This is a genomic window from Halomonas alkaliantarctica (assembly GCF_029854215.1).
Classification (GTDB): domain Bacteria; phylum Pseudomonadota; class Gammaproteobacteria; order Pseudomonadales; family Halomonadaceae; genus Vreelandella; species Vreelandella alkaliantarctica_A.
This window is the reverse complement of sequence record NZ_CP122961.1, coordinates 963,233-975,478: the sequence shown is the minus strand read 5'-3', so window position 1 is coordinate 975,478 and position 12,246 is coordinate 963,233. Positions and strand designations below refer to the sequence as shown.

11 protein-coding genes are annotated in these 12,246 nt (G+C 50.7%); all 11 read right to left on the bottom strand.

The features are described 5' to 3' along the window. Window positions 1-8: 8 nt before the first annotated feature. Window positions 9-452, bottom strand: coding sequence for a tripartite tricarboxylate transporter (locus QEN58_RS04335; protein WP_280105931.1), 444 nt, complete (start codon window positions 450-452; stop codon window positions 9-11). Between the two features lie 104 nt (window positions 453-556). Beyond that, on the bottom strand, window positions 557-1,612 hold the full coding sequence (locus tag QEN58_RS04330) for an ABC transporter substrate-binding protein (RefSeq protein ID WP_280105930.1): 1,056 nt from the start codon (window positions 1,610-1,612) through the stop codon (window positions 557-559). A gap of 72 nt (window positions 1,613-1,684) precedes the next feature. Further along, window positions 1,685-2,602 (bottom strand): 5-dehydro-4-deoxyglucarate dehydratase, encoded by a 918-nt coding sequence (kdgD, locus tag QEN58_RS04325; protein WP_280105929.1) that lies wholly within the window; start codon window positions 2,600-2,602, stop codon window positions 1,685-1,687. A 191-nt stretch (window positions 2,603-2,793) separates the two neighbouring features. After that, on the bottom strand, window positions 2,794-3,804 hold the full coding sequence (yiaK, locus tag QEN58_RS04320) for a 3-dehydro-L-gulonate 2-dehydrogenase (protein WP_280105928.1): 1,011 nt from the start codon (window positions 3,802-3,804) through the stop codon (window positions 2,794-2,796). A gap of 81 nt (window positions 3,805-3,885) precedes the next feature. Then, window positions 3,886-5,394, bottom strand: a complete 1,509-nt coding sequence (locus tag QEN58_RS04315) for a tripartite tricarboxylate transporter permease (RefSeq protein WP_280105927.1) — start codon at window positions 5,392-5,394, stop codon at window positions 3,886-3,888. 15 nt (window positions 5,395-5,409) lie between these two features. Further along, on the bottom strand, window positions 5,410-5,925 hold the full coding sequence (locus QEN58_RS04310; protein ID WP_280105926.1) for a tripartite tricarboxylate transporter TctB family protein: 516 nt from the start codon (window positions 5,923-5,925) through the stop codon (window positions 5,410-5,412). A 19-nt stretch (window positions 5,926-5,944) separates the two neighbouring features. After that, a complete protein-coding gene (locus tag QEN58_RS04305) occupies window positions 5,945-6,889 on the bottom strand; it encodes a Bug family tripartite tricarboxylate transporter substrate binding protein (protein WP_280105925.1) in 945 nt (314 codons plus the stop codon). 36 nt (window positions 6,890-6,925) lie between these two features. After that, window positions 6,926-8,266: an enolase C-terminal domain-like protein gene (locus QEN58_RS04300; protein ID WP_280105924.1), complete on the bottom strand. Its 1,341-nt coding sequence runs from the start codon at window positions 8,264-8,266 to the stop codon at window positions 6,926-6,928. A 364-nt stretch (window positions 8,267-8,630) separates the two neighbouring features. Continuing rightward, window positions 8,631-9,392, bottom strand: a complete 762-nt coding sequence (locus tag QEN58_RS04295; protein ID WP_280105923.1) for a metallophosphoesterase — start codon at window positions 9,390-9,392, stop codon at window positions 8,631-8,633. A gap of 917 nt (window positions 9,393-10,309) precedes the next feature. Continuing rightward, complete coding sequence (speG, locus tag QEN58_RS04290; RefSeq protein WP_280105922.1) at window positions 10,310-10,861, bottom strand: spermidine N1-acetyltransferase; 552 nt, start codon at window positions 10,859-10,861, stop codon at window positions 10,310-10,312. Between the two features lie 75 nt (window positions 10,862-10,936). Continuing rightward, a complete protein-coding gene (locus tag QEN58_RS04285; protein ID WP_280105921.1) occupies window positions 10,937-12,157 on the bottom strand; it encodes an NAD(P)/FAD-dependent oxidoreductase in 1,221 nt (406 codons plus the stop codon). Window positions 12,158-12,246 lie beyond the last annotated feature (89 nt).

Genomic DNA, 12,246 nt, shown 5'->3' with positions numbered 1-12,246 from the left:
CGCTTCGGTCACGGTAAGGTGATGGTGAACAGCTTGGCGAGAACGAACCAGGCCAGACTAGGAGCAACGATGGCATTGACCACCACAATGGTAAGGGCCTTTTTTGACCAGTCATGCAAATAGAGCAGTGACATGAGGAGCACGAAAGCCATCGAAACCATTAGGAAGCCGTAGCCCGTGTAGGGGAACATGTCACCCACCACTGCCATAAAATAAAAATACGCCACGATTAAGACGAGGGTTCCGAAGAAACGGAAGTTATCCCTAGCCTCACCAACAATGGGCAGTGTGCGCTCTCCTCGTTTCACTGCTGCCATAAAGGGAGCTACCTTTGTCATTAAAATTAAGACAAAGAGTCCCGCCATGATCCAGTGAATAATCCTCGGAAAAAACAGGTGGGAGGTCTCGAAATCGATTGAGACACTGAGCAGACTTGACAGACCTGATTCCATAACGGCTCCGGGCAAAAGCAACAGGGTATCCTGCTTACCATTGTTCTATAGCGGCTCACGCAGAGGTGAGGCACCCGCCGCCCACGCAGCGAGTGCCATACCCTTTACTGGATGTTGCTAATGATTTCTTCGTAGCGGGCCATTTTATCGGCGAGATACTCAGAGGCTTCATCAGAGGGCTTGAAGTTGGGGATGAAGAAGGCGTTCTTTTGAATTTCCTGTATTTCTCCCTCTGCGTAGATCTCCGCTAGCGCCTCATCGATTTGCTCAACAATCGCCGGGTCCATGTCTTTGTTGTAGAGGAAGAAGAACTCTTTATCGAACGTGAAGCTCTCGTCGTCTCCCATGGTGACATGCACGTTCGGTTCTACATACTCAAGCAACTGCTCACGAGACGTCTGCCCAAGCCCCTCTTCCGGCGCTTGTTCAATGGTATCTTGACGCGCCGTCAACCAGACAAAGCGCATCGCTTTTTGATCATCTTCAGGCAAGCGTGTGTACTGCTCGTTGGCCTGCACGGAGCCGTTAATCACGTCGGCTTGACCGTCAAACAGTTGCTGATTTTTGTCGGATTGAGACCCTGTATTAACAGCGACTAGGTTATCTTCCTGCCCGGGATGCTCAATAGCGATGGCATTTTTCAGGGCACTAAACCCAATCTCAGAGACGCCGCCCGGCTGGATCGCCACGCGTACGGTCTCGCCATTGCCTACTGCAGCGATGACGTCGTCAAGAGTTTCGTAAGGCGAGTTTTTCGGCACCAGATAGGCATTGCCAGGGTTGATAGCAAGGGTCGGCCCAACGGTATATTTATCGAAAATATCGTCATAGCCCTCAACCCCATACAGATGGCCAAGATAGGACTGATCGTGGAAGATCATCAGGGTATTGCCGCGCGAGTCCCGGTCGAGGGTGCGAAAAGCAGAACTTGCGCCCACGGCATCCACCTTCATGTTTAGATCCAGCTTTTCAGCTAATTGATCCACGACAATGGCAGAGTTTTGATAAGTGTCGCCACCGGTGGACGTTGAGCCGATGACCACGCGAATATTACCGCGCAACGGGCCATCCTGGGCCATTGCCACACCAGAGCTGATGTTCAACGTTGCCATCAGCGCTGCGGATCCGACACTTGTCATTATTTTTTTAGTGATGATCATACATTCACCTCTTTCGCTCGTTGTTAAATTGTTATGGCTTATTGAGTGGTGAGTGGCGTACTACTCAGTCATTTATGACGACTTAACACGATCAATCAGCTTTTTAAGCGCTTGGCACTCCTCCTCGGTTGGCATTACAAGTGGCGCACGAACACTCCCCGCAGGACGGCCAACAATGTCAGCGCCTGCTTTGATCAGGCTAACGGCGTAGCCAGCCTTACGATCCCTGAGATCCACGAAAGGAATAAAAAAGTCGTTAGTGATCTGTTTAACAGCCTCTTTATTTCCTTTACGCAACTCCTTATAGAATTTCACCGCCATTTCCGGCACGAAATTGAACACGGCCGAAGAGTAGGTATTCACACCAATGGATACATAGGCCTCGGCAAAAATTTCAGCTGTGGGCACACCGCCGATATAGACCAACCGGTCTCCGACGGTTTTGACGATTTTGTTGAGCGCCTGAATATCGCCTTTGCCATCTTTTAGCCCCACCAAGTTAGGACACTGGTCGGCGAGCTGCTGAACAGAATGAGCATTCAAGATGCCATTACCGCGGTTGTAATAAATCACGTTGACGGACGTGGCATCACAAATCTGGCGGGCATACTCCACCAAGCCATCCTGCGGACACTCGGTAAGGTATGGCGGCATCAGTAGAATTCCGTCAGCGCCCGCTTCTTCGGCCGCTTGTGCAAAGGCCGTGCCGGCTTCAACACTTAATCCAGCGCTGGCAATGACGGGTAAGCGACCGTCAATTACTTCGACAGCGACGCGAACAATCTTGCGATACTCATCAAGTGACAAGTTAAAAAACTCCCCCGTGCCACCCGCGACGAAGACCGCCGAAATCTCGTGGCTGATGAACCACTCAAGTCGCTTGCGATAGCTCGCTTCATCGAAACGACCTTGACTATCGAAATCGGTAATCGGAAACGATAGCAAACCATCGCCGATGGCTGTTGTTACTTCTTGTCTTGAAAACGTCACTTTGCGCCCTCTTTAAAATGTATTGACCACTGAATAAGCAGACATCACGAGTTAGCCAACAACCTTATGTCATACATCATACAACCTAAAATATAAGTATCCTCCTAGCGGGGTGCAAGCAGAACTATCATAATTTAAACCAAAGTAGCAGCCATGCCCTGTAAACCTGTTGAGGATTAAAACGCCTTTAACTAACCACCCGCCAGCTCGCAAACAGAGCGCCATAGCATGTCATCGATAACAATCAACCTCTCTCCATATCGCTGTTCAGCGGTCGACTCACCTGGCCAGCGCACTTTGCGCCCCGGCTCGGCAGGCGTTGTGGCGCCAAGATGAGACTGAATGCCTTCGACAATGCTATCGCAAGCCTCGCGGCCACCGAGTTGCTCAGGGTCAAACACCATATACACTTGGCTGCAACCGCCACCACTGCCGCGCTGAACCTTGTCAATGGCATGGCTAGGACGCCCTTGGGCAAGCAGTGCTGCCAACGCATCCAGTAAGATCGACAACCCAGAGCCTTTCCAGTACCCGGTCGGCAGCAAGCGACGCGTCGCAGCGATCGCCGCAGGATCACGGCTCAATTCTCCACGCGCATCAAAACCGCCGTCAACGGGCAAATACTCGCCCTTCAGCTGAGTCGTCTGTAGCTTCCCATAGGAAAACTGAGACATCGCCATATCGAGCACCAGAGGCCCAGAGTTATGCGGTACGGCCATCACCAACGGATTATTGCCAATCGATTGGGAAGCACCGCCCCAGGCAGGCATGCACGACTCGGTATTGGTCCACATGATCGTAGCGAACCCCTGCTCAACCGCATGCCAGCCATAGCTTCCGCCGCGCATCCAGTGGGTTGTATCACGTAACGCAACCAGCCCCATACCATGCTCACGCGCCAACGCCATGGCACGCTCTGTGGCATGAAGTGCATTGACAACACCTATTCCAAAACCTCCATCAAGCACCTCAATCGCGCCCAATCGCTGGACAAGGCTAGGCTTAGCGTCGATATCGACCCAGCCTTTCCCGACATACTCAATGAAACGCGGAACCCGCCCGATACCATGCGAATGCACGCCGTCGCGGGTACTTTCAGCATGGATTTGCGCGCAGGTCTCAGCATCAGCGGGCTTTAACCCCGCCTTCAATAGTGATTTTTCAATCGTACTGCGCAACGTCTCAAAATCGATGTTAGCCATCACTTACCCCCCACCATTAAAAAAGCCCACTCCACGAGTGGGCTTCAACACCCCAGCCGCCTCGAATGGCGGCTGTGGACTTCAAGCAGCGCCAGACGCCACGTCTTGTTGACGAGTACGGTAGTTCTGCCACAGTGTCAGCGCCAGCAACCCTAAGGCGATGACTAAAAAGGTAACGCTGATGGGGCGGGTGAAAAACGGCGACCAATCTCCACCGAAGGTCTGCAGCCCCCGTCTCAAGTTAGATTCCGCTATAGGCCCCAGAATTAAACCCAGTATTACCGGAGCAGTTCCAAAGCCATATCGGTTGAGAAAATAGCCGAGCAATCCAAAAGCCAGCATTATGTAGAGGTTAAACACATCCCCATCAACTCCGTAAACACCGATAAAACAGAAAACAATGATAGCCGAAATCAACTGTTTTCTTGGCACTAGCAGTACTCGAACAAACAGCTTGATACCTAAACACATGATGATAAGCATGAAGAAGTTAGCGACTAAGTACGCTAAAAATATCCCGTAAATGATGCCGCTCTGGCTTTCGAATAGCATCGGTCCTGGCGTAACGCCTTGAATCATTAAACCACCCAATAGAACAGCCGTCGCGGCCTCGCCAGGGATGCCCAATGCAAGCGTAGGAATTAACGCCCCACCTAACAAAGCATTGTTCGCGCTCTCAACCGAAACAATGCCAGCACTATGCCCCTTACCAAACTTTTCAGGTGTTTTAGAAAAACGACGTGCTTGGTCGTAGGCTACCAACGAGGCAATACTGCCTCCCGCGCCAGGCACTGGGCCTACAACAGAGCCGGACACGATACCAACAAGAAGAGCGCGCCAATTGCGCAACGTTTCCACAAACCGTGGACGTGCAATATCGACTTTGTGAGCACTGTTCTGAAGTTTACTTGAGGGATCATATTCAAAGGCATCTTTCAGCACTTGTGAGACAGCGAATAACCCAATCAGCGCCGGTAAGAGGTTAATGCCGGTCAATAAAGAAAGCTGTCCAAACGTAAAGCGGTCGACCCCCGCAATAGGATCTGTACCAATCGTAGAGCAAAAGAAACCTATCAGGCCTGCAATCAAACCTTTAAGGAGGGACTTGCCTGCAACGGAAGCAATAATGACGAGCCCGAAAATGCTCAGCGAAAAATACTCCGCAGCACCAAATCGCAATGCAAACTCAGCGATGGGTGGTGCGAGAAGACTTAACACCACCATACTAGCTACACCGCCAAAGAAAGAGGCAACGATTGCCAGCCCCAGGGCTCTCCCCGCCTCCCCCTTTTGAGCCATTGGAAAGCCATCGAACGTAGTCGCGACCGAGGATGGAGTGCCAGGAATATTCAACAATATGGCGGGTATCGAGCCACTGGCACCAGCACCACACAGGGTACCAAGCAGCATGCCTATACCCATCACAGGTGGCATTCCAAAGGTTACCGGCAGCAATAGCGCTATCGCCATGGCCGATGTTAGGCCAGGCAATACTCCCATGATAATGCCTAAAAAAGTCCCGCCAGCAATCGCCAATAATGTACCCAACTGGAAGACCAACCCCAAACCATCAATATAACCCGTTAGCATCTCACTTCTCCTTCCTCAATCCGGCAGGGGGATATTGAATAGTTCGGTAAATACATAATAAATAACCAATGATAAAGCGAACGCAAAAACTGTATACGCTGCTAGGTTTCGAAGTTTTCGTTTATTGCTTAACTTTTGAAATTCACCGCTAGTTATGACAAGAAAAACAACATTTAAAAAACAGAATATTGTTGTGCTTGCGATATACCCCAGCCGCTCGAAAAAGTTGATATAAACAATAATCAAAGCCACGATGGTCAGCCATTGCAAAATGCCTTTCTTCGGAGCAGTGGCATTAAGGGCTGTCGCGCCTTCCTGCACTCGCCTTGCAACAAGCCATTCATAAGAATCGCGTATTAAGCAGGGCACGGCACACACAAAAATCAAGCCAGAAATCAACTTTGGGAAAGAAGCGGGGGAAAGCCCCCCCGCCATGCTGACTGCTGGCAGCGTAGTGGCCATATAAAACCCAATTGCCGATACCACCACAAGAAACAGATCAAAGATCGGTTTACCTATATCCTTTGCCATCAGTCACTAACTCCTTATTTTATTCAGCAGCTAAGTCGCCAGCACTTTCTTTCATCACTTCAGCAGATTCAGCGATAAACGCCTCTAGCTCATCCCCATACAGCGGCACAATATCTAACCCCAGGTTCGAAGCGGTCTCTTCGAAGGAGCCTTCTTCTACAATTTCTTTAATAGCGTTAACCCACGCTTCCTTAGCCTCTTCCGGCAGGCCATCAGGTCCCGCTATGCCGCGCCATACTGTCAGCGACAGAGCGTAGCCTTCCTCTTGAAAAGTAGGGACATCAGGCAGAGACTCGCTACGCTCTGCGTAGGACATACCCAAAGCTTTCAGACGACCTGATTCTAGCGCTGAGCGAAGTTCCGCCCCACCTAGCACCACGGCATCAATGTGCCCTCCCATTGCAGCGGAGATGGTCTCAGAACCGCCGGGGTAGGGAATGAAATTGAAATCGACTTCAGCGGTATCAGCAAAGGCTACCGCCGCGATGTGAGCCGATGACCCTACCCCAGAAACCCCCACTTGAACCGAAGTGCCTGCCCTCGCAGCCTCAACCATAGCGTCCAGGTCAGCGTATTCGCTGTCTTCACCGACGGCGATGACGTAGGGCTCTTCAAGAATCTTGGCGATAAAATCAAAATCTTCGTAGGTAAAATCAACATTACCCAACGCTTCCAAGGTCAGTAATGCATTACTGGCGGCAGCTAAGGTATAGCCATCCGCATCTGAAGCTTGAGCGCGCGTCAGCCCAACTGCTCCGCCGCCACCCGAGATATTGCGAATGACCAAATTGGTATCAAGTTTTTCTTCTAGAAGCGGCTGTAGTGCGCGAACGAAAGTGTCGTTACCGCCACCGGCTGAGAAGGGCACGATCATATCGATGTTTTTCTCAGGATATTCAGCAAATGCAACAGCACTTGTCATCATTGCTGTTGCTACAGATAAGCTTAGCGCTAACTTTTTCATTGTAATGTCCTTCTTTGTCACGTTTAGGGTGTTCACTCAGCGCACTAACGCTGGCTTTTTCGGATCACACTTCCAGTCATCTATCAAATACTGCATGGCCATCGCATCATCCCGAGCACCCGCAGGCAGCGAAAGATAGAGCTTATTAGCCTCCTCTATGGCCTTCATGTCGATGTCGACCCCAAGCCCCGGCGCATCTGTGACGGCCACTTTGCCACCCACAATCTCAGGCGGATTTCGCGTCAAACGGGCATCACCCTCCTGCCATATCCAGTGGGTATCAAGCGCGGTTGTGCGTCCCACGGCGGCAGCCCCCACCTGGGCGAACATGGCAAGAGAAATATCGAAGTGGTTGTTGGAGTGAGAACCCCAGGTCATACCATGATCCTGGCAGAGCTGGGAGACACGTACGGCACCGGAAAGCGTCCAGAAATGCGGGTCGGCTAATGGAATATCGACCGAACGCAACATTAATGCGTGGGCCATTTCTCGCCAGTTGGTGGCCACCATGTTGGTAGCGACGGGTAAGCCAGTGGCGTGGCGAAACTCAGCTAAAATCTCACGGCCCGAGAATCCTTGTTCCGCGCCACAAGGATCCTCGGCGTAGGCGATCACACCGTGAAGGTCCTTGCACAGCCGGATCGCCTCTTCGAGCGACCAGGCACCATTAGGATCAATGGTCGTGCGCGCCTCTGGGAATGCATTGTGCAGCGCCGTGACGGCCTCGATTTCTTGCTCGCCAGCTAGAGCCCCACCTTTTAACTTAAAGTCTTTAAAGCCGTATCGATCTTGCACCGCATGAGCTAGCTCAACAATATGTTGAGGCGTCATGGCCGCCTCGTCACGCAAACGGTACCAGTCGTGATCTAAGCCCCCGGTGCCACGGCGGTAATCCAACGGCGTAGAATACCCATCACCGATAAAGAACAAGTATCCCAGCACGTCAACGCTGTCACGTTGCTTGCCGTTGCCTAGCAGCTCTGCCACTGGTACTCCCAGAAACTTACCCATCAAATCGAGTAACGCCGCTTCAAGCGCGGCAACTGCATTGATGCGTAGCTCGAATGTCCAGGATCCTTTGCCGAAATCCTCAAAATCGGCACTCCGTCCGGCATTGTGCAACGACGCAACCATGGAGCGCATTTTTCCAATTGTTTGCCCAATCACCCGCTCTCGCGACTGCTCTAGAGATGTCTGAATCGTCTCACCACCAGGGGCTTCGCCAACCCCCACATTGCCGTGACTATCTTTGAGGATAACGAGGTTGCGCGTAAAATAAGGAGAGTGAGCTCCACCGATATTGAGTAACATGCTATCGCGCCCTGCCACGGGAATGACCTGCATATCGGTTATCGTGGGCGTATCGTGGCTCGACATAAATAATTCTCCATTAGGCGGTGATAGCGTGCTGACCCGCATTCCACTCATTGCCGCATTAAAATAACGAAGCGGACAACCATAGCCTTTGCTGGTCAATCAAAGACTTTTAAAAGACATTGAATATCAATCGACTACAGATACCGCACGACACTTTTCTATAAAACCCACTCTTCGTTGCTAGGTATAGGCAATCCAATTACTCAACCCCATATGTCATACATCATACAAGCAAGAAGATAAGTAGCATGGCTTGCAGACGCAAGCTGCTATAGTGAAAATTAAACCAAAGTAGCACTTACCTGCATGGCTGAAAGTGATTAATCAACACCCTAACAAAAACATTAAGTCACTTAATTTTATTTTATATTTCAATCATATAGTCTGTCTTAAACAACTCTGGCGTAAACTCATCAGGGTATCCACCGGGGTTGGCAATAATCCGCGTGCCGTTGCGCAGAATATCCACGGGCTCATGGACATGCCCATGCACCCATACATTCATCCTGCCCATTAAATGAGGCAAGTGTGAGGCAAAGGCGGGCGATAACGCGTCGCCCAGGTATTGGTCAGGAATACAGTCGTGTAGCGGGGCATGGTGGCTAACCACCACCTTGGGGCCATCAAATGGCTGGGACAGCTCATTTTCAAGCCAGGCAAGTGCTTCAGCGTGCACCTGCTGACTTGCCTGTGGTGTGAACGTTACCCCAGGCGATGTTTGGACGATTTTAAAATCCGGCATATAACGCAGCGCCTTCGACTCAGTATCGGCGGGGTTTTGGGTCGGGTCACCAGCGTACAGCGCAAAGTCAGTCCAAAGCGTAGTGCCGTAAAAACGTACGCCATTGAGGGTCACGGCACGATTATCCAGCAGTTCAATGTCGAGCCGCTCGGCTTCGAGCGCCAGCTCATCACGTAGCAGTGGCATGCAGGTACCGTAGAATTCATGGTTGCCTGGCACATAGATAATCGGCATATCCGGGAAGCGGCGACGCGCCCAGCCAAGGCCCTCACACTTACGGTGTATATCACCCGCCAGAACCACTACATCGGCATCTTTCTCTGGCAGCTCGCGGTTCCCGTCAAAAAACTCCAGATGCAGATCAGACAAAATACGCAGACGCATACAACTCCCCATAGAGACATTACTAAAACGCAATCTAATCAAAACCCGGCGCAACCTCAAACCCAGGCAAGGAGCGTTCAACGCTTCAGAAAATCACTTTTGACCAGAGGCACTACCTCATCCATACAGCTGGTTAATGCCAATTGTGCGCTGCCCCCGCCCTCAATCCGAGGTTTCTCAACACAATTATGCTGCACTGCAACAAAAATAGACTATAATGACGATGTAGTCCCAATAGGAGGACCGCATAATGACTTTTTTAACAACTCCCCCTGCACGCGATAATGAAGTTCTAGAATTCTGGAGCTTGACTGCCCAGTGGCATCGTGCCGCAGTCGAAGCGCTGAACGCCTATTTAGGTTAATTCAGGTGCTTTTGTACCCTAAAGACCACAAACGAAACACCAAAGCCGGAATAAGTTCCGGCTTTTTTTCTTATAAAATCCTTTTCCATTCAATGGCGTAATAGTAACAGCTCTCAATATGTAATCTTATGCTTACACAAAGTAGCGAATCACCTACATCGTTAGTACTAGCTATGGCCGTCGAAAGCTCTTAATATCCCACAACAGCTAAATTGCTGCTTAGCACAACACAGGCTGTGTACAACATGAGCTTTTACAATATAAGTTTTTAAAATTTAAGCTTTTACAACATTAGCATTTCCAATCAGTTTCTCAAGGAATACCCTGATCCTGTTATCCCCTGACCCCCTGAAAGAGGAGTAGATGCCATGCAACAATTAGTTACCCCAACTCAAGCGTCAGAAGTAGATGTTATGGAAGTATGGGCGCAGCGTGCCCGCCAGCAGCGTGCGGCACTTGACGCTATCAAGGCTTACCTGGGTTAAGTATCTAGCCGACCTGGTTTCTGCCTATCCAACGCCTCATCCCACCGAGGCGTTTTTTTTAGGGAGTTTTACAACCAGTTGGTTTCGGGGTCTTCGGCAGTGTTTAGCTGGCCAAGATAGGTATTCTGCAAGATATACATCCGCTTTACATCGCGGTACTTGCCATTGATAAAGAACTCCTGCACCAAGTGCCCCTCTTCAATAAAGCCACTCTCCTCATAAAGATGAATCGCTTTGACATTTTCTACCGCCACAATGAGATATACCTTGTGCAGGTTTAGAATGGTGAACGAGTAGTGCAGCGCTTGACGGATTAAGGAGCGGGCAAATCCTTTGCCCTGATGCTCTGGGGTAATAATGATTTGAAACTCGCCGCTGCGATGGATGTAGTCGATCTCAATCAGCTCTACCAGACCAATCGCATTACCATGGCTATCTTCAGCGACAAAGCGCCGTTCGGCGTTGTCATGGATATGCTTATTATACAGCTCCTCCAGCTCATCAAATGACTCGTAAGGCTCTTCAAACCAGTACGACATAATGCTCTGGTTATTATTTAGCTCATGAACAAAGCGCAGGTCGTTACGCTCCAGTGCACGCAAAAAAAGTGTGTGGCCCATTGCCCGCTATCCTTATGAATATCCGTTAAGAATACCCGTTTTAAACTTGCTCGTTACTCGGTTTTTGCATTTAGGTTAGGACATTATGGCCAGGCGTCTAAATGAAAATAGCTCCGCCAAGGGGTGTTCTCTACCCTCAATAAACGCTCGCAGCAGTTTGGCACCTATCATGCTATAGCTGATCCCGTTGCCGCCGTAGGCCATAGCAAAATGAACGCGTGGGCCCAGAGCGTCATGGGGGCCGAAAAAAGGTAGGCCGTCGTCGGTTTCAGCAAAGGTGCCGCCCCAAGAAAAGGTAGGGTTGATATCGAGCTTAGGCCATAGCGCTTCTATTTTAGCTGCCAGCCCTTTTGCCTTTTCCTCTACCCGCGCGTCGCGGCGTTTGGGAATATCTTCGTCGTCATCGTCGCCACCCACGAGCAGGCGGCCATCACAGGTAGTGCGCATATAGAGATAGGGGCGCGCCGATTCCCACATCATGGTGTGGCATAACTTACCCAAAGCCTCTGGTGGCAGGGGGTCGGTGATTAGCGCGTAGCTACTGCGATTAATAGCCACTTTTTCTGGCAACCAAGACTGCGACTCATACCCCGCCGCCATAACAACATTCTGGCAACGCAACTTGGCACCATTGACTAGCGTGAGCGTGACGCCTTGATCATCCGACGCCATCGCCTCCATTTGCGTGCGGTCATATACTTCTCCCCCGCGCTCGACCACCTGGGAGAACAGCTGATACGCCATACGATAGGGGTCAATACTGGCAGCAAGCTGGGTAAGAATAGCGCCAGGTGCCTCAAAACCGTACTCCGCCAAAATGACCTCGCGCTCAAGCCATTCGGCTTCAAAACCGTGTTTTTGGCGCAGTGCTAGCTCCTCTTTAAGAGGCGCCACATCCTCTTCGTTACTGGCGTAGTAAAGGCTTTGCTGACGTTCAAAATCCACATCACCCATGCCTGCTGCTAAAGCTTCAAGCTCACCAATGGCATCTGCACAAGCGCGGTAAGCGAGAACTGCATCAGCCTCATCGTAGCGCTCGGCTAACTCTGTCATATGCGTATCAATTTCGTACTGCAACAAAGCCGTGCTGGCGGCTGAGCTTCCCCAGCCCACATCCCGCCGTTCAAGCACTACCACATGGTGGCCATTGCGGCTTAGCTCATCAGCAATCAACGCACCTGTAATCCCGCCGCCAATCACCACCACCTCGCATTGGTGATCACGAGTCAATTGAGGAAAGGTTTTCAATAGGCCATTTTTGACCGCCCAAAAGGGATAACCACTTTTCAGATCCATCTGTTTTCCTTTGCTTGAGAGTCTTGCAGTATGCTGTTAACCATAGATGGTTACAGACAACTTGCTCGTTAAAGCGTCCCTAAGTGGCT

What these genes read in the sequence shown, in the direction of transcription:
- QEN58_RS04330 (WP_280105930.1), bottom strand. Translation starts at nt 1,612, where the DNA reads ATGATCATCACTAAAAAAATAATGACAAGTGTCGGATCCGCAGCGCTG.
- speG (WP_280105922.1), bottom strand. Translation starts at nt 10,861, where the DNA reads ATGGGCCACACACTTTTTTTGCGTGCACTGGAGCGTAACGACCTGCGC.
- QEN58_RS04295 (WP_280105923.1), bottom strand. Translation starts at nt 9,392, where the DNA reads ATGCGTCTGCGTATTTTGTCTGATCTGCATCTGGAGTTTTTTGACGGG.
- QEN58_RS04285 (WP_280105921.1), bottom strand. Translation starts at nt 12,157, where the DNA reads ATGGATCTGAAAAGTGGTTATCCCTTTTGGGCGGTCAAAAATGGCCTA.
- QEN58_RS04335 (WP_280105931.1), bottom strand. Translation starts at nt 452, where the DNA reads ATGGAATCAGGTCTGTCAAGTCTGCTCAGTGTCTCAATCGATTTCGAG.
- QEN58_RS04315 (WP_280105927.1), bottom strand. Translation starts at nt 5,394, where the DNA reads ATGCTAACGGGTTATATTGATGGTTTGGGGTTGGTCTTCCAGTTGGGT.
- QEN58_RS04300 (WP_280105924.1), bottom strand. Translation starts at nt 8,266, where the DNA reads ATGTCGAGCCACGATACGCCCACGATAACCGATATGCAGGTCATTCCC.
- QEN58_RS04310 (WP_280105926.1), bottom strand. Translation starts at nt 5,925, where the DNA reads ATGGCAAAGGATATAGGTAAACCGATCTTTGATCTGTTTCTTGTGGTG.
- QEN58_RS04305 (WP_280105925.1), bottom strand. Translation starts at nt 6,889, where the DNA reads ATGAAAAAGTTAGCGCTAAGCTTATCTGTAGCAACAGCAATGATGACA.
- yiaK (WP_280105928.1), bottom strand. Translation starts at nt 3,804, where the DNA reads ATGGCTAACATCGATTTTGAGACGTTGCGCAGTACGATTGAAAAATCA.